Source organism: uncultured Streptococcus sp., from assembly GCF_963456385.1.
Taxonomy (GTDB): Bacteria; Bacillota; Bacilli; order Lactobacillales; family Streptococcaceae; genus Streptococcus.
On record NZ_CAUOLF010000005.1, the window covers coordinates 68,622 to 88,571 of the forward strand.

Annotated in this window: 20 protein-coding genes and 1 pseudogene; 4 read left to right on the plus strand and 17 right to left on the minus strand. The window is 43.5% G+C overall.

Annotated elements, in window-relative coordinates:
• Window positions 1-90 precede the first annotated feature (90 nt).
• Window positions 91-489 (minus strand): NUDIX domain-containing protein, encoded by a 399-nt coding sequence (locus tag RP262_RS03210; RefSeq protein WP_311154293.1) that lies wholly within the window; start codon window positions 487-489, stop codon window positions 91-93.
• Window positions 486-2,774 carry a DNA helicase PcrA gene (gene pcrA, locus RP262_RS03215; protein ID WP_311154294.1) on the minus strand — a complete coding sequence of 763 codons (2,289 nt, stop codon included), beginning with the start codon at window positions 2,772-2,774 and terminating at the stop codon, window positions 486-488. Before pcrA ends, RP262_RS03210 begins: the two co-directional genes overlap by 4 nt.
• 260 nt (window positions 2,775-3,034) lie before the next feature.
• Here pcrA and RP262_RS03220 point away from each other — a divergent pair, with 260 nt between their 5' ends.
• Window positions 3,035-4,222, plus strand: a complete 1,188-nt coding sequence (locus RP262_RS03220; RefSeq protein ID WP_311154295.1) for a cation diffusion facilitator family transporter — start codon at window positions 3,035-3,037, stop codon at window positions 4,220-4,222.
• 26 nt (window positions 4,223-4,248) lie between these two features.
• Here the strand turns inward: RP262_RS03220 and RP262_RS03225 are convergent, their stop codons facing one another.
• The 5 genes from RP262_RS03225 to RP262_RS03245 are packed head-to-tail and all read right to left on the minus strand — an operon-like array spanning window position 4,249 to window position 6,798.
• Complete coding sequence (locus tag RP262_RS03225) at window positions 4,249-4,563, minus strand: hypothetical protein (RefSeq protein WP_311154296.1); 315 nt, start codon at window positions 4,561-4,563, stop codon at window positions 4,249-4,251.
• Between the two features lie 17 nt (window positions 4,564-4,580).
• On the minus strand, window positions 4,581-4,994 hold the full coding sequence (locus tag RP262_RS03230; RefSeq protein WP_268701351.1) for a hypothetical protein: 414 nt from the start codon (window positions 4,992-4,994) through the stop codon (window positions 4,581-4,583).
• Complete coding sequence (locus RP262_RS03235) at window positions 4,976-6,076, minus strand: lipase (protein ID WP_311154297.1); 1,101 nt, start codon at window positions 6,074-6,076, stop codon at window positions 4,976-4,978. Before RP262_RS03235 ends, RP262_RS03230 begins: the two co-directional genes overlap by 19 nt.
• A gap of 20 nt (window positions 6,077-6,096) precedes the next feature.
• Complete coding sequence (locus RP262_RS03240; RefSeq protein WP_311154298.1) at window positions 6,097-6,381, minus strand: hypothetical protein; 285 nt, start codon at window positions 6,379-6,381, stop codon at window positions 6,097-6,099.
• Window positions 6,382-6,798 (minus strand): ubiquitin carboxyl-hydrolase, encoded by a 417-nt coding sequence (locus RP262_RS03245; RefSeq protein ID WP_311154299.1) that lies wholly within the window; start codon window positions 6,796-6,798, stop codon window positions 6,382-6,384.
• Window positions 6,799-6,942: 144 nt separating this feature from the next.
• Between RP262_RS03245 and RP262_RS03250 the strand changes: the two are divergent.
• Window positions 6,943-7,083: pseudogene (locus RP262_RS03250) on the plus strand (cation-efflux pump); the annotation flags it as partial.
• A 77-nt stretch (window positions 7,084-7,160) separates the two neighbouring features.
• Here the strand turns inward: RP262_RS03250 and lepB are convergent.
• From lepB to RP262_RS03270, 4 genes are all read right to left on the minus strand, one after another.
• A complete protein-coding gene (gene lepB / locus RP262_RS03255; protein WP_311154300.1) occupies window positions 7,161-7,718 on the minus strand; it encodes a signal peptidase I in 558 nt (185 codons plus the stop codon).
• Window positions 7,719-7,901: 183 nt separating this feature from the next.
• Window positions 7,902-9,407 carry a pyruvate kinase gene (gene pyk, locus RP262_RS03260; protein ID WP_002919310.1) on the minus strand — a complete coding sequence of 502 codons (1,506 nt, stop codon included), beginning with the start codon at window positions 9,405-9,407 and terminating at the stop codon, window positions 7,902-7,904.
• A gap of 56 nt (window positions 9,408-9,463) precedes the next feature.
• On the minus strand, window positions 9,464-10,474 hold the full coding sequence (pfkA, locus tag RP262_RS03265) for a 6-phosphofructokinase (RefSeq protein WP_002906871.1): 1,011 nt from the start codon (window positions 10,472-10,474) through the stop codon (window positions 9,464-9,466).
• A gap of 84 nt (window positions 10,475-10,558) precedes the next feature.
• The gene (locus tag RP262_RS03270; RefSeq protein WP_311154301.1) at window positions 10,559-13,669 is read right to left on the minus strand and encodes a DNA polymerase III subunit alpha; all 3,111 of its coding nucleotides are present in this window, start codon (window positions 13,667-13,669) and stop codon (window positions 10,559-10,561) included.
• 180 nt (window positions 13,670-13,849) lie between these two features.
• Here RP262_RS03270 and RP262_RS03275 point away from each other — a divergent pair, with 180 nt between their 5' ends.
• Both RP262_RS03275 and RP262_RS03280 read left to right on the plus strand, forming a co-directional pair.
• Complete coding sequence (locus RP262_RS03275; protein ID WP_311154302.1) at window positions 13,850-14,557, plus strand: ABC transporter ATP-binding protein; 708 nt, start codon at window positions 13,850-13,852, stop codon at window positions 14,555-14,557.
• A gap of 14 nt (window positions 14,558-14,571) precedes the next feature.
• Window positions 14,572-15,405 (plus strand): lantibiotic ABC transporter permease, encoded by an 834-nt coding sequence (locus RP262_RS03280; protein ID WP_311154303.1) that lies wholly within the window; start codon window positions 14,572-14,574, stop codon window positions 15,403-15,405.
• A 42-nt stretch (window positions 15,406-15,447) separates the two neighbouring features.
• On the opposite strand, the gene RP262_RS03285 is transcribed toward RP262_RS03280, so the two are convergent.
• The 6 genes from RP262_RS03285 to gtfA form a co-directional block, all read right to left on the minus strand.
• A complete protein-coding gene (locus tag RP262_RS03285; RefSeq protein WP_002919316.1) occupies window positions 15,448-16,143 on the minus strand; it encodes an LrgB family protein in 696 nt (231 codons plus the stop codon).
• A complete protein-coding gene (locus RP262_RS03290; protein ID WP_311154304.1) occupies window positions 16,136-16,516 on the minus strand; it encodes a CidA/LrgA family protein in 381 nt (126 codons plus the stop codon). Before RP262_RS03290 ends, RP262_RS03285 begins: the two co-directional genes overlap by 8 nt.
• A gap of 178 nt (window positions 16,517-16,694) precedes the next feature.
• Complete coding sequence (locus RP262_RS03295; RefSeq protein ID WP_311154305.1) at window positions 16,695-16,916, minus strand: accessory secretory protein Asp5; 222 nt, start codon at window positions 16,914-16,916, stop codon at window positions 16,695-16,697.
• Window position 16,917: 1 nt separating this feature from the next.
• Window positions 16,918-17,100, minus strand: a complete 183-nt coding sequence (gene asp4, locus RP262_RS03300) for an accessory secretory system protein Asp4 (protein WP_002897858.1) — start codon at window positions 17,098-17,100, stop codon at window positions 16,918-16,920.
• Window positions 17,093-18,445, minus strand: coding sequence for an accessory Sec system glycosylation chaperone GtfB (gene gtfB / locus RP262_RS03305; RefSeq protein WP_311154306.1), 1,353 nt, complete (start codon window positions 18,443-18,445; stop codon window positions 17,093-17,095). The genes asp4 and gtfB overlap by 8 nt, the downstream gene beginning before the upstream one ends.
• Window positions 18,429-19,949 carry an accessory Sec system glycosyltransferase GtfA gene (gene gtfA, locus RP262_RS03310; protein ID WP_311154307.1) on the minus strand — a complete coding sequence of 507 codons (1,521 nt, stop codon included), beginning with the start codon at window positions 19,947-19,949 and terminating at the stop codon, window positions 18,429-18,431. Before gtfA ends, gtfB begins: the two co-directional genes overlap by 17 nt.
• Window position 19,950 lies beyond the last annotated feature (1 nt).

Consider the following 19,950-nt stretch of genomic DNA (forward strand, 5'->3'; position numbering starts at 1 on the left):
CTCACTATAGTTATGTGATAAGTCTACCACTAAACGTCTCGCTTGACTAATAGAATTTCTTTATCAAAAGAAATAAAGAGAAGCTATATCTTATAGCTTCTCAGTTATAATCTCAAAAGTCTCCTGATTGCTGGGCCAGTACAACTGCGACGAAACCTTGTCTAAAGCTACCCACTGAGCTCCTACATGCTCATCTGAAAGCTGGATGTCCTTCTGTTCTGTCAGAACTAGAAAGAGATTTTTGTGGATGGACAGATTTTCATCAATCTTTACCGTAAAATCTCCAAGACCCGTCAGACTTGAACAAGCTAAGAGCAAGCCGGTCTCCTCTTTTATTTCACGAAGGCAGGCCTCTTCTGGACTCTCGCCACTCTCAATCCCACCAGTAATGGGCTGCCAAAAGGAAACTTTCTCATCCTCAACTTTCAAGAGCAAGATTTCTCGATCCTCTGGATGATAGATCCAGGCTTCAATCGACTGTCTCATCATGATTTTTTCTCAATCGGTGCTATGCTGGCCAGCACTTTCTTCAGACCGACTTCTGGGAAATTAATCTTGAGCTCTTGGCTGTTGCCGCTGCCAGAGACTGCCAGAACTGTCCCATCGCCCCATTTCTTATGGTGGGCAATATCTCCGATAGCCCAAGCAACTTCTGGCTTAGATGGCTGGCTCTGACTGCTCTTTCCAAAAGGCAGACTGCCTGTAGAAATGGAACTAGGAGCCGCCTGACGCTTCCGCTCTTGCATGGCTTGAGCCAGGCTCATTCCCTGACCGAACTTTCTAGTGTCGCTATTGGTGTAACTGACCTTATAGGGACTGTTTTCCGGCCGAGCCAAGCCTTGATAGTCAAGTAGGGCTGAGCTGATTTCTCTCAAAAAGCGAGTAGGCTGATTATAGTTGGTTTTACCATAAAGCATACGGGAATTGGCGTTGGTCAGATAGAGAATCTTCTCTGCTCGGGTGATGCCAACGTAGGCAAGACGCCGCTCCTCTTCTAGCTCATCCTCATCTTCAGATGCCCGGCTCAGAGGGAAGACATTTTCCTCCATACCAACCAGAAAGACGACCGGAAATTCCAATCCCTTGGCCGCGTGGAGGGTCATCAGAGTCACTTCGGAACTCTCCGTATCTCCGTCATCTGTGTCTGCAATCAAGGCTAAGTCATTGAGAAAACGACTGAGCTTATCCAGACCAGACTCATCAGCAGGATTGTCTGGACTTTCGTCAAAGTTCTTAGTCACAGACAGGAATTCTTCGATATTTTCAATCCGTGCTTGGCTTTCCAAGGTCGCCTGGGCTACCAAGGCTGTAGCATACCCTGTCTTTTCCAATACAGCTTCTACCAGCTCCGTCACTGTAAAGTCGTCCAAACGCTCCCGCAAATCCAGAAGCATATTGGCAAAATCATAGACCGCCTGAGCTGCCTTGCCCTTGACCGGTGACAGCAGGATATTGGCCGATGCATCCAGTAGAGAGATTTCCTGGCTGGACGCAAAATCCCGAATTTTCTCCACCGTTCCTGGACCGACACCACGCTTGGGCTCATTGACCACTCGCTCATAGCTGATATTATCGCTAGGATTGGCGATGAGATTGAGGTAAGAAATAACATCTCGGATTTCCTTGCGGCTGTAGAACTTGGTTCCACCGACCATGGTATAGGGAATATTGGCCTTGAGCAGGGCTTCTTCCACTGTCCGGGACTGAGCATTGGTCCGGTAAAGGACTGCAAAATCCTTATGACTGTATCCTTCTCGACTCAGCTGATCAATAGTCCGGGCGACAAAGAGAGCCTCGTCCTGCTCGTCATTAGCCCGATAGTAGACAATTTCCTCACCGTCTTCGTTTTGAGTCCAGAGATTTTTAGGACGGCGGTTTCGGTTGTTTCGGATGACTTCATTAGCTGCCTGAAGGATGGTTTTGGTGGAACGATAATTTTCCTCCAGCAGGACTACCTTAGCTTCTGGATAATCCTTTTCAAAGTCCAGGATATTCTGCATATCGGCTCCCCTCCAGCCATAGATAGACTGGTCAGCGTCTCCGACCACGCAGATATTCTTAAAGCGGGAAGCCAAGAGCTTGACCAGCTGATACTGGGCATGGTTAGTATCCTGATACTCGTCCACATGGATATACTGGTAACGTTGCTGGTAGTAGGTCAGAACGTCAGGATTTTGGTCAAAAAGCCGCAGAGTCAGCATAATCAAATCGTCAAAATCCATAGCCTCAGACTGGCGCAATTCCTTTTGATAGGCTGTGTAACACTTGGCCACAATCTCTGTATACATATCACCAGCTAGATTCGCATAGGCCACCTCATCAATCAGGTCGTTCTTAGCATTGGAAATAGTACCCAGAATGGCGCGCTCATTCCACTTTTTAGGGTCCAGATTGAGATTTTTAAGAATTCGCTTCATCAGAGTCCGCTGTTCACCCGGATCAACGATGGTGAAGTTGCGGTTGTAGCCAATATGATCTGCTTCTCGCCGCAAAATTCGCACACACATGGAGTGGAAGGTAGCGATTAAGCAATCTTGGGCCTCCGTTTTGAGTTTTTCAGCCCTTTCTCTCATCTCCCGCGCCGCCTTATTGGTAAAGGTAATGGCAAGGATATTCCAAGGATTAATCTCCTTTTCATCAATCAAATAGGCTATGCGGTGGGTCAGGACACGGGTCTTACCCGAACCAGCTCCCGCCATTATCAGTAAAGGCCCTTCTGTTGTTTGAACCGCCTCAGCCTGACGGTCATTCATACCGTTTAATAAAGGATGCATTTTTCTTCCTCTTTCAAAGTCAATGCTACTATTATAACAAAAATCCTGATGAAGCTAAACCAGAAAGAAGAGGAATTCCTGATTTTAGATTAGATTTTCGACAAAGTCATCTAAGGCCCCCCTAAGCCCGACGGAAATTGAAAATCAGGTCTATTTTTGCTATAATATGCCCATATGAGACTTAGAGCATCTGTCCATAGATGACATTTTTTCGCAAGTCTCTTTTCCATTCTGCTGCCCCACTAGAAAGAAAGGCTTTCATGAAAAATCCTAGTAACAATCTGAAGCTAGCGGAGAGAGGAGCCATCCTTTCCATTGCTACCTATCTGATTCTATCTGCGGTCAAGATTATCGCAGGCTCGACCCTCCAGTCCTCCAGTCTGACGGCCGATGGCTTCAACAATGTATCTGATATCGTGGCTAATATCGCCGTTTTAATAGGCCTGCGTATGGCCAGAAAACCAGCCGACCGTGACCATCGTTTCGGCCATTGGAAGATAGAAGATCTGGCCAGTCTCATCACATCTTTTATCATGTTTTTCGTTGGATTTGATGTCTTGATTGAGACCATTCAGAAGATTATCTCCAACCAAGAGACTAAGATTGACCCAGTTGGTGCCGTGGTCGGAATCATCTCAGCTATCATCATGTTGGGTGTTTATTTTTACAATAAAACACTGGCTAAGAAAGCTCATTCCAAGGCTCTGGATGCTACAGCCAAGGACAATCTGTCTGACGCAGTTACATCCATTGGCACCTCGGTCGCTATCATTGCCAGCGCCTTTAACTTTCCAATAGTTGATAAGCTGGCAGCCATTATCATTACCTTCTTCATTCTCAAGACGGCCTATGATATCTTTATGGAATCTTCCTTCAGCCTGTCCGACGGATTTGATGAAAGCCTGCTGCAGGACTACAAGCAAGCTATCCTGGAAATTCCTAAAATCACTCAGGTCAAGTCCCAGCGGGGTAGGACCTATGGCAGTAATATCTATCTGGATATTATCTTGGAAATGAACCCAGATTTATCTGTTTTTGAAAGCCATGAGATTGCGGACCAAGTTGAGGATATGTTGATGGAGCGCTTCGGGGTCTTTGACATTGACATTCATATCGAGCCCGCTCCCATTCCTGAAGATGAGAGATTGGAAAATCTTTATCCAAACCTACTCATGCGTGAGCAGCTCGTGGAGCAAGGCAGCCAACTGGATACGCTTCTGTCCGCCGAATTTCTCTATATTTGCCAAGATGGCCGACAACTGAACAAAGCTGAGTTTCAGGCAGAAAGAGCCTCAAAAACATCTATCAAAAACTTTGAACTGCTTTCTGTCAGCCAGAAAACCAAGCTCATCCGCTATGAAATGGACGGTGTCATCCATACCAGCCTCTGGCGCCGCCACGAAGTATGGCAAAAAATCTTTCACCAAGAGACACGAAAAAACAACTAGACAGGCAGTCTGGTTGTTTTTTATGGTTATATCTCATCATATCTTTTACTTGTTTTTACAACTGCATCTCTAACTGCAGTAGACCACTGTCCTTTAATGGCTCCATCCAAAGTATCGTTAATGCCTTTCAAAGCTGATTTGCCTTCCTTAGCAATTTCGCTAATCTTTTTCTCAGCATTGGACTTTATAATATCACGTTTCTTCAGAGCTTGAGGAGCATAGACATTTTTAATCAAATTTTTTTCAATTTGTTTTTTTATCTCATTAAGACGAGCACTTAAATCATCTAAAGTTCCTTTTGTAAATACATCTGTAATTGTATCTATTGTTGTTCTTGCCATGCTGTATCACTTTCTTTCTATTTCTTCTTTTGATTATTTTCCTCTACAGCTATTCTCCGGCGTAAGTATGCCTCTTCCAACTGCTCATCTAGATATCTCCTCTTCTGCCGAAAATTTTCTTCTTCTTTTAAAACTTCTAACTCAAGAGTTCTTTGTGCTTGGACCAATACTTCTTCCGACATTATTTGATAAGATTCCATTTCTCTATTGAGAATCCTATAAAATTCCTGATCAGCATCTATAGTTTTTAAATAATACAAAGTTTCTTTATATTTTTCATCAAGAAGCTCTTTGACTGCACGCCAAGCTGTTTGAAAATAATCATCTCTCTTCTTAAACTCTTTTAACTTTGTACGGTGAAAATCTTCTAATTCATCAAGTTCTTGCTTTTTATTTTCAACTTCACGTTGTGCTAATTCAAACTTCTCCATTGATTGAACTCCCCTGCTAAAGCTGTGTCTTCCTCAAGTTTTTTATTGATTCCGGATGTAATTTGCTCTTTTAATCGAGCCATTTCGTCCAATAACTGGCTAGCTTGTTGAACCTTTTTTTCCAATGAACCCTCAACATCTCCGACAATGCTATCATTTGTTACACCGCCATCTGCAAAAGCCTCCTCTATCTCATAAGGGCTAAGACTGCTAACCATGAACGGCGACTTAGTAGTTTCAAAGAGAGCCTCAGCCTCCTCTACTCCTTTTTGCTTTTCAATCTTAATCTGATCAAGTGTTTGCTGTGCAGAACTTACTAAAGATTCTGCAGCAATCGTAGCTTGCTCACTGTCCAGAAAAATCTGCTCATTAGAACTCAAACCTCCACCGCTTTCGGTTAGCAGAGACTTCAATCCATAGTAGCGCATCATTCTGGCTTTCGTTTCTAAGAGGAGAATATTCCTGTTCCCTCGTGCATTATTTGTTACAATATTTCCATTTTCATCAATAAGCTGACCTTTATCATTGAATTGCCAAGTTTTGTAACTATGATATTTGTCACCCAAACTATAGATTTTATCAGCCTTTTTTTTCCAAGACAGGGACTTATCCTGCAATATTCCAATTGCTTCATCAATAAACCTAGCATCCGTCACATTGACATAGATGGCTACCCCAGTTTTATTACCCAAAATATTTCCCAGAATCAAATCATTGGGATTACGAAAATTACGAAATTGCTCTGGATGAGCCTGCATATAGGCTATTTCTTCTTCTGAAAGAATATTATGAATATCTGGGTCGTTAAAGCCAACATTATTCCACCCCATTTTTAAGGCCGTATAAAGAGCCATAGACTCTCCCAAAGAATGACCATTCGTTGTTATAATAGCATTGGGATTCTCTTGACGAACCTTTTTTTCTACTCGCTGGGCAAACTCTACTGCAGTCTTTGATTGAACTGGAACAATATTTTCTGTAAATTCTTTTTGAACTGCATTTTTAAAGTCCCCCTCCATTATACGCTTAATTACTCCATAACCAGAAGGAACACCTACCATCATCGTATCAGTAAAACCCATACCTAGATTTTCAAGGTCGTTCAGAATATCTTTTTTTCTCCAAAATTGGTTCCAACATAAGAAACCACTACCTGACTGTAATCTACGTTTCCTTGATCATCAACAGGAGCAACAGCCATTGCTTGCATACTGTTTTCCGTTGGTTCAGCAGAGTTCCCAATAGCATCAATGACTTGAAACTGACGATTTCCTACTTCAATCAAACTGCCTTTATATAATTGTTCTTTCGAACTATTTTCTTTCGGATCAAGTTTATAAGCTTTTTGCGCAATCTCATTATAATCTTTGTCTGTTAAATAATCCATTTACTTTTCCTCATAATATATCACTTCAATCCCATCAAGACTGGTCAATTCCGTAGAATTTTTCTTTTTTATTAGATGAAAATCACTCGGATCATAATCAACAGAATATCTTTCACTATCATCGTTAAATATGATTGGTTTTATGTAACTATCATCATTGACAATGACGCTTATTGAATCTGCTATCCCAAATCCTCCTCTGTGAAATTTATCAAACTTAATTTTTTTCACATCTTCATAATGATTTACCAGGTACAAAGCAATTTGCTCTTCTTCTTTACGAAGTTTCTTTTTTTCCTCTATTGTCAATGCAACCACCTCCTTCTGTCCGTTTTTTTTCTGTTGACTACATGCACTGAGAGTTCCCAACCCTAAAAATCCAATAAATACTATCAAAAGTAATTTAAGTATTTTCATAAATATTCCCTTCCTTTATAGAGCATAAAATCTTCAACTATACTAATACAACCATAGTACATTATAGCAAAAAAATTATAAAACTAGCAAGCGTTTACATTTTTTGCAATCCCTTTAATATAAATCAAAATAAAAGCTATTCATAAAAAATTTGAACTCCTCTCTATCAGCCAGAAAACCAAGCTCATCCGCTATGAAATGGACGGTGTTATCCATACCAGCCTCTGGCGCCGCCACGAAGTATGGCAAAACATCTTTCACCAAGAGACACGAAAAAACAACTAGACAGGCTGTCTGGTTGTTTTTTGTAAACAGTAATTTTCTTTCTAAAAAGATTTTTTTTAAAAAAAAGCAACTGTGGGTTACTTTGTTTCGATAAATCCGAATTTACTCAGCGGTGAGAGCCGGAACTCCACCACTCCCTTGATTTGACTGGCTTTGATGAGCCCAAATTCTCGGCTGTCCTTCGTATTTTCACGTCGGTCATTAAGAATCAGATAAGAATCTTTAGTAATTTTATCAGACTTTGAGTCTTTTAAATCCATAACAGAGAAATCATGAGTATAGTAACCCGAACTTCCTGCTGAAGCCAAATATTTCTCGCGCATTTTCTCAATGTATTCTTCCGACATGACCTGGCCGTTCAGGTAAAGGAGATCATCCATATAGGTTACCTGATCTTTTTCCTGGGCAATGACCCGGCCGACATAGTCTTTGCCGTCCACTTCATAGAGAACAAAGTCTCCACGCTTGATGTCTTGCTTTCTCGTCGCCAAGACCAAGTCATTCTTTGCCAAGTAAGCATTGCTGTCTTGATCAGTTATCCGATAAGGCGTATAAATAAAAACTCTCAGCCCTATAATGATAGCTGCCAGTACTGAAAAAATAATGATATTTCTTAATAAATCTCTCTTTAACATCTGTCTCTCCCATCTCTTTTATACCATTATATCATTTTTAGACAAAATAGACAAAGGGACAATCTTATTTCAAAAATCAAAACACTGGCGTGTCCTCCTTCTCAAGCAAGATAATGGCCATCACTTCGACAAGAGAAAAAAACCGATGATTTTTCAATCAACGGTTCTTTTTATTGTCTTAGATTAACGTACTGTACGGATACGCATTGTGTTGGTACGAACTGCTTCACCAAGCGGCACACCAGCAACGATAACGATATCATCACCAGATTCAACTAAGCCTTGCTCAACCGCAATCTTTTCAGCGATGTCAAACATATCATCTGTGTTAGATGGAGTGTTTGTAGTCACTGGAATTACACCCCAGTTCAGCATAAGACCGCGTTGAGTCAATTCGTCAAAAGTGATAGCCAAGATATCAGCATTTGGACGGTATTTAGAAATCAAGCGAGCTGTGTGACCAGTCTTAGTAAGGGTAACTACCAACTTAATATCCATTGAGTTTGTAGCATCTTTAACTGCTGAAGCCATAACTTCAGTCTTAGAGTTACGCTCAAAGTTATCAGTTGTCAAGCGACCATATTCGTTAAGAAGGGTTTGAGCATTCTTATCGATAGTAGCCATTGTTGTTACTGACTCAAGTGGGTATTTACCATTTGCAGACTCGCCTGAAAGCATAGTTGCATCAGTTCCGTCGATAACAGCGTTAAATACGTCTGATACTTCTGAACGAGTTGCACGTGGTTTTTCAGTCATTGTTTCAAGCATGTTTGTTGCTGTGATAACAACTTTACCAGCTGCGTTCACTTTAGTGATGATCATTTTTTGGTAAACTGGAACCATTTCGAATGGTACTTCGATACCCATGTCACCACGGGCAATCATGATACCATCAGCAGCTTCAATGATTTCGTCCAAGTTATCAATACCTTGTTGGTTTTCGATTTTTGCAAACAATTGAACATGGCCATTACCAGTTTCTTCACAGATTGCACGAACTTCGTTGACGTCTTTTGCAGTACGTACAAATGAAATCGCGATGAAGTTGATTCCTTGCTCAAGACCAAAGCGGATATCGTCATTGTCACGCTCAGCAAGCGCTGGGAAAGGAATCTTAGTGTTAGGGATGTTCACACCTTTTTGCTTAGCAATGATGCCGTCGTTTTCAACTTCTACTTCAAATTCACGAGTAGCATCGTCTTTAGCGATAACACGAAGACCAAGTTTACCATCATCAACCAATACTTGACGGCCAACTTCAACATCATCGTAGATGTCCAATCCACCAGCAACGTTCAAAGCAATTACTTCACGAGTAGATTTGATACCTTGCTTAGTAGCAACACGGATTTTTTCACCAGTCTTGTATGAATACTCTTTTGCATCGCCTTCGAACAATTCTGTACGAATTTCTGGTCCTTTTGTATCAAGAAGGAAACCAACTTTTTGGCCGGCAATTTCTTCTGCACGCTTAACAGTTGCCATGCGTTCTCCTTGCTCAGCATGGTCACCGTGTGAGAAGTTGAAACGGAATGTGTTTGCGCCAGCTTCAATCAGCTTAGCAATGTTTTGAGCTGATGCTTCAACATCCAGCTTTTCTCCCCAATATCCGTCATCACCGAATTTTTTACCACCGCGGATTTCTACCGCAGGACCTAATGTTGCAACGATTTTTACACGTTTATTCATGATTGTATGAAACTCCTTCTTCTATTTGGCCTCTTGGCCTGAATAACAAATAATAATTAAATATTGATGCTGCGGTTCAAATCAGCCAAGTCCAGGTCAGCCTTGTGCGGATTATTGACGACAATTTTTCCTTCAGCAGTCAAGCTAAAGAGTGCTCCTTCTTCAGCAGTTCCCAGAATTGGGCTTTCAACCATCTGCTCATTGCGGATTCCAACAGCAACTCCGCCGATACCTTCTTTAAGCAGTTTAACAGCATGTGCTCCCATACGAGATGCAAGAACACGGTCACGCGCAGTCGGTGAGCCTCCACGCTGGATATGTCCGAGCTCTGTGACACGCAAATCGCTCATATCTCCAGCTTCTTTCAGCTTTTCAGCAAATTCATCCGCTGACATGACACCCTCAGCCAAGACGATGATGTTGTGCTTCTTACCCTTGGCATAGCCACTCTTAATGCTTTCAACAACTTCTTCGATCTTGAAACCTTCTTCAGGAACGATGATTTCATCCGCACCAGATGCAATACCTGCCCAAAGAGCAATATCACCAGCATTACGGCCCATTACTTCGATAACGAAAGTACGGCGGTGACTGGATGAGGTATCCCGAATCTTGTCAATCGCATCCATAGCTGTAGTAACAGCAGTATCAAAACCGATAGTGAAGTCTGTTCCGACGATATCATTGTCAATGGTTCCTGGAACACCGACAGCTGGGAAGCCATGCTCTGTCAAGCGCATCGCACCGTGGTAAGATCCATCACCACCGATAACAACGACACCTTCGATTCCATGTTTTTTAAGTTGCTCAATCCCTTTCAGTTGCCCTTCAACTTGGGCAAACTCAGGATAACGAGCAGAGTGAAGGAAGGTTCCACCGCGAGAAATAATGTCACCAACTGATGTTGCATCAAGTGGGTAAATCTCGCCAGCAACCATTCCAGCGTAACCATCATAAATACCGTAGACTTCCATTCCTTCGGAAATTGCTTTACGAACAACCGCACGGATGGCAGCATTCATACCAGGGGCATCACCACCACTAGTCAAAACAGCAATACGTTTCATTTCGCTTTTTGCTCCTTTTTCTTTTTAACATTCTTATAGATTATACCACAATCATCATGAAAATTCTCTTATTTTCCATATTTTTTAACGAAAAATCGTTTTCATAGTATAATTCTTCAATTCCTCTTGCAGCTGCTCCGATTTCTCCACTCGGAAATGAGGTGCAGACATAGTTCGCTTCTCATCTTCATAGCGCAGGACAACCGGAATATTGCCGGGGTATTTCTGTAAAATCTGAGATATTTCCCGATCATGTTCATGTCCAGCAAGTTTTATCCAGAAGCGTTCTGTAGTGGCTTCTTCTATATCTGACAAGACCAACTGTAAACGGCCATCCCGCTCCTGCACCTTGCCGGTCAAGTAGTAAATACCCTTCTCCTTAATGCGTTCACCCAGCTGTCTATAAGTATCAGGAAAGAGGGTAACATCCAGTTTTTTCTTGGTATCTGAAACCAGCAAGAAGGCCATATTCTCGCCCTTTTTAGTCCGGATAGTCTTGATAGTCTGAACCTCAGCCAGAATCCTAGCTCTGCTATTTTCCGTCAAATCACTAATCCAGCTAAAGGGCTGGTCCGCTTCTTTGGCCAGTTTAACCAAGGGGTGATCGCTAAGCCCCACACCGATAATGCTCTGTTCCAGCTCAAACTTTTCAGTATCGCTAAAATCCTGAGCCTCTGTCCAAGAATAGGTCGTATCCGCAAAGAGACTGCCCAACTCATCCGAAAATACAAATAGATTAGGCAGATTGGTTAGAATTTTTTGGCGATTTTTCTCAAAACTGTCAAAGAGACCCAGCTGAATCAAAGAGGTCAGCAGCGGAATCTTATGGTAATTCTGAGGCAGGCGCAGAATAAAGTCTTCCACCCCAGTAAAGGCAGCATTTTGACGCTCTTCAATAATCCAGTAAGCCAAATCCTTAGGCAGACCTTTAATATTTTTCAGACCCAAAAAAATCTTCTTATCCTGAAACTTATCGTGGTAGGGAATATTATTAATACTGAGGGGTGCTGTTTCAAAGTCAAAACTCAGGGCATCGGTGATATAGTCACTGCTTGAATAATTGAGCATGACATCAAAGAAAACATCTGGATAGTGAGCCTTGAAGTAAGCCAACTGGAAGGCCAGAGCTGAGTAGGCATAGGCGTGGCTGCGGTTGAAGCCATAACCAGCAAACTTCTCCATAATAGCAAAGACTTCCTTGGCTTTAGATTCCGAATGCCCTAGCTTGAGAGCACCTGCAACAAAGTCCTCCTGCATGAGGTGCATTTCAGCAGCACTTTTCTTACCCATTGCCCTTCGTAAAATATCAGCTTTCCCCAGACTAAAGCCACCAAAGCGCTGGGCCACCTGCATGACCTGCTCTTGGTAGAGCATGATACCGTAAGTCGGAGCTAGAATATCAGCCAAACTTTCATCAATTAACTCCACCTGCTCCAGCCCATGCTTTCTCTTGACAAAATTGTCAATATAATCACTGGCTCCAGGACGATTGAGAGAGGTTGTGGCTACTACTTCCTCAAAGCAAATCGGCTGAACACGCTTGAGCAGGCTGATAGCCCCCGGCTGCTCAAACTGGAAAATCCCCTTGGTCTGGCCCGCAGCAAAGAGTTTCAAAGTAGCTGGATCCTCCAAGTCAATCTCTGCAATCTCAATATCTACCTTATATTTTTCCAGGGTTGCTTCTTTCATCCGCTGGACAAAGGTTAGATTGCGCAAGCCCAAAAAGTCCATCTTGAGCAGACCGTTGCTCTCCACACCGTGGGCATCATACTGAGTGATATACATGTCCTCACCGTATTTGAGCGGTATCTGGTCTGTCAGGTCATTGTCACTCATCACAACGCCGGCTGCGTGGATAGAAGTCTGACGGGGATGACCTTCGATTTTTTTAGCAATATCAAAGGCCTTTTGATATTCCAGCTTACTATTGATAATCTGACGAAAGGCCATATTTTTCTCATAAGCAGAGGTCAGACTATCGCCGAAGCGAATTTTCTTGGTGATATTGGTCAGCTCATACTCTGGCAGACCGAAGCGCTTGAAAACATCGCGAATGGCCTGCTTGGCTCCGAAGGTCGAGTAGGTCACAATCTGAGCCGCATGCATGCTGCCATAGCGGTCACGAACATAGCGGATAAACTCCGGCCGGTAAACATCAGGAATATCGATATCAATATCGGGCATGGTATAGCGCTCTAGATTTAGAAAGCGCTCAAAGAGCAGGTTATTCTTGACTGGGTCTATCCCAGTAATCTCCAAAGCATAGGCTACCAGACTGCCGACAGCTGATCCTCGGCCCATGCCCATATAATAGCCCTGACTGCGACCAAAGCGCAGCAAATCCCAGACGATGAGAAAGTAATCATCAAAGCCCATCTGATGAATGACATCCAGCTCCTGATCCAGCCGCTCCTGATAGAGAGCTCCTCTTAAGCCACGTTTTTTCAGACCAGCTTCTGAGCGCTCCCTTAGCTCTTCCACGGCTGGCCGCTCTCGATTAAAGCGTGGCAGTTTCAGCTCCCTATTGATATCATAGTGAACATCACGGACTAGCTTCTCAAGATTAGCCAGACTCTCTGGGAAAGTTTCCTTAAAAGCTCCTGCCAGAGCATCTGGTGCTAGCAAAAACTCATGATTGGGGAGGCTGCCAATCTCCCGCAGGCTGGCATTTTCTCGAATAGCCCGGAGCATCTGCAAGGTCTCCAAATCCCCCGTGTCAAAATATCGGACGGTATGCAGGGGCAGGGTTGGCCGACCAAACTCCTGCTGGGGCGTTGCTGGAAAAACTCCAACATAAAAATCCAAACCCAAATTCAGATCTGCTACTCCGTCAAAAGCAGGAACAATTACAGCCAATCCCTTAAAGAGATGCTGGAAATCCTCCCAGTTTTTTTGTCCCATCATCTTGAGAGTCGAGACTTTCATCAGATTGCGATAGCCCTGACTGTCTAAGGCCAGCAGACGGAGATGAAGCTCCTGCTCTGCCTTGATCAGACTCAGCTCCAATCCTAAAAGCGGCTGTAGTCCCGCAGATTCAGCTTCCTCTAAGAAATGATAGGCTCCATAGAGATTGTCCACATCCATCATGCCCAGATGACTGTATCCTAACCCCTTGGCTTTCTGCACATATTTCTTTATCGGGATCAAGCTATCCATAAAACTGTAAACAGTCTTGGTATCAAGTTGTATCACCACATTTTTCTCCTTGAACATGCTTTGCTTCTTCTTATAACTATTATACCGCAATTCACTGAATGAGGGAAATAGGAGTTTGACTGAACAGAAAGATTCCATTCACCCTTTCCGGCTTTCTTTGCCATTTTCCTAAGGAAAAGGTATAATAATTGTAAATTGAAGAAAATAAAGGAGACATGTATGAATCAGTATCCTCTGGTCTATCTTGACCATGTCCATAAAAATTATGGCGACGCACCCGCCCTGTATGATGTGAGCTTAAACATCCAGCCCGGCAGAATCATCGGACTTCTAGGTCCTAATGGCAGCGGCAAGACAACTATTATCAAGCTTATCAATAGTCTCTTGCAGCCGACCTCTGGTCATATTTATCTCAAAGGCGTGGAACCTTCACCTGAGACCAAAAGAATCGTTTCCTATCTACCAGATACGACTTATCTAAGCGACAGCTCTAAAGTAATCGAAGCTGTAAAATATTTCCAAGATTTTTATGATAATTTTGACAGCGCGAAAGCCATGCAGCTTCTAAAGGATCTTCATATCGATCCTCAAGTGCGCATCGGAAGCCTTTCAAAAGGTAACAAAGAAAAAATGCAGCTCATTTTGGTCATGAGCCGCCATGCGGAACTCTATATCCTAGACGAGCCTATCGGTGGTGTGGATCCGGCTGCTCGTGACTATATCCTGCAGACCATTATCCAAAATCGCACGCCTCAGTCTTCTGTCATCATTTCCACCCACCTGATTGCGGATATCGAGCCAATCTTGGATGAAGTAATCCTGATTAACCAAGGTCAGATTCTTTTGCATGAAAATGCTAATCAGCTGCGTCAACAGTACAATCAATCCATTGATAATCTCTTCCGCAGCCAGTTTCGCTTTTATTAGGAGGTCTTCATTATATGTTTGGAAAACTGTTTAAATACGATTTTAAGTCTAATTACAAATGGTATTGTATCACCTTTGCCATTCTTCTCACTCTATCTATCTTGATGGGATTTATAACTGGCAGCAGCTTGAGACCTGAGGTCATGGAACGCTATAGTGACTACCCAATGGCTATTAGTGGTGTTATTGTCACTTTCTATCTACTATTTCTCTTGCTGTTTTCTGCATCTTGCGCAGTCTTTCTATCCAATACCATCATTATTATCCGTCGATTTTATAAAAATGTCTTTGGGAGAGAAGGCTACCTGACTTGGACCTTGCCGGTCACCCCGCATCAGATTCTTCTGTCCAAGCTTCTTTCCGCCTTTGTTTGGACCCTCTTGTGTATGCTGACCATGTTTATTAATGGTTTAGTCATCTTTGGCATTGCCCTCGCTATTACAGGCTATTCATTTAATGAAATTTTTAAATATATTGGTGAAATCCCAAATCTGTGGCTTTGGATTGTCAAATACGGCTTCCTTAATCTCCTTCAAATCCTTTCTGGTATCCTCTTCTTTTATCTAGCAATCTCAGTCGGACAGCTATTTAAGAAGAATCGGATTATGATGGCTGTACTCTTCGGATTTTTGATTTGGAGTGTTCTGGCGGTCCTGTCAATCTTCTTACCTAGTCTCTTCAATCCGTATGGCCTATTTGCTCCATACGATTATAGTTACTCCGCTACGGATTTTGAAATGATGCTAGACCTCTCTCTGATTATCCAAATTGTCTTTGAGCTCGTGAAAGTTTTTGGTTTCTATTTTACCATCTATTTCATCGTGAAAAAGAAGCTAAATCTTCAATAAGCAAAACGAGGTTGAAACAAAATGTTTCAACCTCGTTTATTTTTACTTCAGAATAATGGCTGCCACGATGGGGCTGACCAGAACGTACATGAGCCCAGTCACGCCAATCGCCAGTCCTGCCATAGCTCCTGCGACCTGACCGTATTTAAAGGCGGTTCCCGTTCCTACCGCATGGCCGGTTCCCCCTAAAGCTAGACCGATAGCTACTGGATCTGTGATTTTTAAGAGCTTAAGAAGCGTTGGCCCTAAAACACTGGTCAGAATGCCCGTCGCAACCACCACAACTAATGTCACAGTAGCAAGCCCTTGCAGCTTGTCTGTGATACCGACAGCCATGGCCGTTGTGACAGATTTCGGAAAAAGAGAAACAGCCAGAAAGAAATTCATGCCGAAAAACTTAGCCAACAGAGCAGTAAAGCTAGTATTGACTACAACCGCCGCAAAGGTCCCAATCAAAATACTGCGCGCATGGTGCTTCATCAAATGAAAAGTCTTGTAAAGCGGAATCCCCAAAGCAACCGTAGATGGCACAATTAGATTGTTTAAATAGGAGCCGCCGACATAGTAATCCTTGTAGGAAATACCAGATAGTTTCAAAAAAGCAATGACCAAAACTGCTGCAATCAGCAAAGGAGTTGTCAAGGGATGAGGAAATCTACGAAAAATCAATAGGCCGAACAGATAGGCCAAGATAGACAAGGCAAGGCCAAAGAGAGGGTTGCTCCATAAATCAGACATTGCTGGCGTCTCCTTCCTCATAATCTCCTTCAAAACGAGTCTTAATCAGCTGCACCACAACTGCAATCACGCAGACATTAAGCACAATTGCTCCTAAAACAATCAAAATAATCGGCAGCAGATAAGGTTCAATGACCTGAAATTTATCCATGATACCAACTGCAGGAGGCAGAAAAAGGATGGTCATATTTGCCAAGAGAAAATTGCCAACCATACTGATATGACGTAGGCGCAGGAGCTTGAACTGCAGAGCCAAAAACAGCAAGACTAAACCAATGATACTGCCTGGAACAGGCAGGTGGAAAACACTTGAAATCCCTTCTCCAACGAGGGAAATCATAAAAATAATCATCAACTGAACATATAATTTCATACCAAACCTCCATCACTTGTATATCCAGTTTACTCCTTTTCAGAAAAATATCAAGGTGCTCTCAGAAATTAAAACCTTTACATAAAAAATCAGCTTATAAAAATTCCCTCCATTGTCTGCAATAGAGGGTCTTTCTTTTTTAGCAGTCGTCAGAACAGCTTCGCTACCTAGACAGATGCTAGAGGGGTTGAATCATAAAGAAAATCATAAGCACAATCAGGGCAAGGCTTGCCAAAAGAACTAGGATTTTCTTTGCAAAGTGAGTTTCCCAGTAGCCTGACTTGCCAATCGATGTATTGGTGTCTCTGTAAAATTGCTGGCTCCCTCTGGGAAGAAGACTAACCAGCAAAATCAAGACAAAAGCTGCTACAATGGTAAGTGTAATCAATATTGTTTGCATTTTATTTCCTCAAGGCTCCAATCAATGTAAAAATCAAGCCAATCAAGATCATTAAGCCCAAGGCGATGACAAAAGCCTTGTTGAGATTTTCACCCAAGCTGGCCTTTTCTTTCTTGGGCTTGCCATGCTTAAGCTCATCTAACCGCCCCTCAATATCCTTATGAAATAAATCTTTTTTAGCCATGCTGACCTCCTAGTACGCTTTGGAGAGTCTCCTGATAAAGACTGACAGGCACATCGTTGGCATGTCGACCTTGAGCTTGCAAGGCTGACCGCATCTGCTCGACACCTGATAAGGCTTCTTCCAAAATTGATGCCAATTGAGCTGGCCGGCTGCTGTCGAAAATATGCTGCTGGGCAATGTAGTGCCTGTCATGAAGGGTCTGCTCAAAGCCTAGAATCAAAAGATTGTTCTCAAATGCCTTGCGCACTGCCTGCAGAACCTGTCCGCCGTGATTGATATCCAAATAAATGTCCGATTCCAAGTAGAGTTGCTCGATCTGCTTGAGACTGGCATTTTGATAAAGGACTACATTCTTATAGGACAGCATAGACAAGAGCTTAGGTGACATTTCCGTGAGGGCTGCAATGCGAAAGACTAGCTGAGGCAGGGACTGAACCAAGGTCTCTAAGCCTTCAATCTGATCCGAATGGGTCAGGATTAAGGCATCTTTTCTCAAGAAGTTGTCCCGTTTGAAATCATAATGATAGCCCAGATGCAGGAACTTCTGCTGCTGGTCAGCTGCAGCCAAACTCTTGGCCTTTTCATAGGTCGCTAAATCTGGAATGACGATGGTCTGCGTCCGTAGCTGACTATTTTCCAGAATCAGCTGCATATTGCCTGGCAACTCGTCATACAGAGGCTCCTGCCAGAAGAGAATATCCTGGCCAGCACGCCCTGTCAAGCTGTGGGAAACCAAGAAAGAGTAAGCCAGCGAATTAAAGAGAATGTGATCCAAGTCAAAGTCTAGCCGCTCTAAAAAGAAACGGATAAAATCCACTCGGCTTTTAAAAATTCGCAAGGGCTCTTGGTCCAAAGTCAGTATGATGTCACCAGTGGCGTGATTCTCCACGATGCGCTCCTGGCCGTCTGTGCTGTAATACGTCGTGTTGAAGGCTTCCTGAGCAGATTTATAGGCTGTTTTGGCAAAGCAGCGGCCTTGCTTATTATAGCGCTCACTCAGTCGCAGCTGGTCTTTTTTATCCAGCCAGTCTACCTGTTTGACCAGGCGCCCCTTAGCCTGACTGGCATAGTGAATCCGTGCTCTTTCCTCTCCCATATCACTGACACGCGCCGCCTGATGGTCGCCTGTGATTTCCCAGAAAGGCGGCACTGGCACTTGATTGAAAAAGAGCGGGTGGTCTACTCCCTCTTCATCCCCCAGAAAGTAAGTATAGGGGGAGATCATGTCGTCTGGCAAAAAGCCATTGGCCTCAATGACAATGGTCGGACAGTCATAGCCAGCTGCAAGGAGGGAATCATGCAGATCCTGGGTTTCCTGATTGTAATAATCAAAGAGCTGAATCATCTCTGACCTCCTTTAAAAGCTGGGACCAAGCCGCTTCAACCCGGTTGGTCAAATAATTCTCGGCCACTTGATAAGAGTGTTGGCTCATCTCCTGCTGGCGTCCTTGGCTAAATAGAGCTACTATTTTCTCCACAAAAGCAGCAATAATCTGATCCTCGACCTGATTGGAACTGACCGGCAGCAGATAGCCATTTTTACTATCATCAATAAAAGTCTGATTGCCATAGCGGACATCAAAGCCGATGAGGGGCAGACCCGAGCCAACTGCTTCCATGAGCGTTAAACCAAAGCCTTCACTGGTCGAAGCAGTCAGATAAAGCTCATAGCCTGCATAAATCTGACTCAGATCCGCATGCCCCTTGAGTCGAATGTAGTCCTGAGCTCCTGCTTCCTCAATCTTGCGACGCAGCTTATCCTCTTCGCCACCCTTACCGTAAATATCAAGAGTCAGTTCAGGCAGCTGGGCTTGGGCTTGGACAGTCGCTGCCACTAGCCAATCGATATGCTTTTCCGTAGCAAGACGCGAAGCCGTAATCATAGAGAAAGGCTTGCGAGGCTCTTGGGGATAAGTCAGCTGGTCAAGACTCCCCACTGGTATGGTGACAATCTTGGGCTGCTTGTCCGAGTAATGCTGGAACTGCTGCTCTAGAATCGTTTTCTGAGCCTCTGTTGCCACGATGAAGAAGTCCACCTTGTCAGCATTGGTAAACTGGTAGTCATAAAAATTGTTCCAGAGAATGTAGTCGTCGCTGCTGGCATTTTCACTGAAATGCTCCGCATGGACCACTACTCCCAGCTTAGCCTTCTGACTCTCCTCAAAGACAACCTGACCAATCCCTGTCTCCCTATCCAAGATGACAACATCGTCAGACTGTAGCTTTAGACACTGAAGGAAATAACGAACCAGCTCAGCCTTGGAATAGAAAATCCGATCTGGAAAGCGATAGAGCTCTTCCTGACCATCCTCTATCAGCATGTCATAAGCCACACTGCCGTCTTCATGGTAAAAACGGCGCTGGTAGAGAGTTGCGGCTTCATTGTGGGGTGCGAAGTACTCACTGGCATAGCGGACATAGGAGAAATAATCCTTGCGAATCAATCTCCCCCGCGACACATACTCTACATGCTCGACAAAGTCCTGGTCTTCCTGCCGCAGATAGCAAGTGATAAACTGATCATCCTGCGGATAGAAATAGCGGACAATCTTGCCCTCTCTCTCCGAGCGCTCCGGCTGACCTGCGACTTGAGCCAGCACCTGATCCAGCGTCACCGTCGTCGGTGCAATCTTGATATCGGTAAAGTAATTATAAAGCCAGATAACTTCCTCATCCAGAAAACCGATATTTTCCGTCAGATGCTGGATATTATCCGCTAAAATCATATCCATAAAGATAAACTTAGCCGGCTGCTGGATTCTGCGCAGAAGCTGGGCCCGATAAGCTTGGGCGTATTCCACACCGCTACTGGCCCAGCCGATGCCTAAGTTAATGTTATATACTGTCATA

Excerpts from the sequence above, each read along its gene's own strand:
- RP262_RS03245 (WP_311154299.1), bottom strand. The coding sequence starts at position 6,798 with ATGAAAATACTTAAATTACTTTTGATAGTATTTATTGGATTTTTAGGG.
- pyk (WP_002919310.1), bottom strand. The coding sequence starts at position 9,407 with ATGAATAAACGTGTAAAAATCGTTGCAACATTAGGTCCTGCGGTAGAA.
- gtfA (WP_311154307.1), bottom strand. The coding sequence starts at position 19,949 with ATGACAGTATATAACATTAACTTAGGCATCGGCTGGGCCAGTAGCGGT.
- asp4 (WP_002897858.1), bottom strand. The coding sequence starts at position 17,100 with ATGGCTAAAAAAGATTTATTTCATAAGGATATTGAGGGGCGGTTAGAT.
- RP262_RS03230 (WP_268701351.1), bottom strand. The coding sequence starts at position 4,994 with ATGGAGAAGTTTGAATTAGCACAACGTGAAGTTGAAAATAAAAAGCAA.
- RP262_RS03295 (WP_311154305.1), bottom strand. The coding sequence starts at position 16,916 with ATGCAAACAATATTGATTACACTTACCATTGTAGCAGCTTTTGTCTTG.
- RP262_RS03290 (WP_311154304.1), bottom strand. The coding sequence starts at position 16,516 with ATGAAATTATATGTTCAGTTGATGATTATTTTTATGATTTCCCTCGTT.
- RP262_RS03220 (WP_311154295.1), top strand. The coding sequence starts at position 3,035 with ATGAAAAATCCTAGTAACAATCTGAAGCTAGCGGAGAGAGGAGCCATC.
- RP262_RS03210 (WP_311154293.1), bottom strand. The coding sequence starts at position 489 with ATGATGAGACAGTCGATTGAAGCCTGGATCTATCATCCAGAGGATCGA.
- pfkA (WP_002906871.1), bottom strand. The coding sequence starts at position 10,474 with ATGAAACGTATTGCTGTTTTGACTAGTGGTGGTGATGCCCCTGGTATG.
- RP262_RS03240 (WP_311154298.1), bottom strand. The coding sequence starts at position 6,381 with ATGGATTATTTAACAGACAAAGATTATAATGAGATTGCGCAAAAAGCT.
- RP262_RS03280 (WP_311154303.1), top strand. The coding sequence starts at position 14,572 with ATGTTTGGAAAACTGTTTAAATACGATTTTAAGTCTAATTACAAATGG.
- RP262_RS03275 (WP_311154302.1), top strand. The coding sequence starts at position 13,850 with ATGAATCAGTATCCTCTGGTCTATCTTGACCATGTCCATAAAAATTAT.
- RP262_RS03285 (WP_002919316.1), bottom strand. The coding sequence starts at position 16,143 with ATGTCTGATTTATGGAGCAACCCTCTCTTTGGCCTTGCCTTGTCTATC.
- RP262_RS03235 (WP_311154297.1), bottom strand. The coding sequence starts at position 6,076 with ATGGGTTTTACTGATACGATGATGGTAGGTGTTCCTTCTGGTTATGGA.
- gtfB (WP_311154306.1), bottom strand. The coding sequence starts at position 18,445 with ATGATTCAGCTCTTTGATTATTACAATCAGGAAACCCAGGATCTGCAT.
- lepB (WP_311154300.1), bottom strand. The coding sequence starts at position 7,718 with ATGTTAAAGAGAGATTTATTAAGAAATATCATTATTTTTTCAGTACTG.
- pcrA (WP_311154294.1), bottom strand. The coding sequence starts at position 2,774 with ATGCATCCTTTATTAAACGGTATGAATGACCGTCAGGCTGAGGCGGTT.
- RP262_RS03225 (WP_311154296.1), bottom strand. The coding sequence starts at position 4,563 with ATGGCAAGAACAACAATAGATACAATTACAGATGTATTTACAAAAGGA.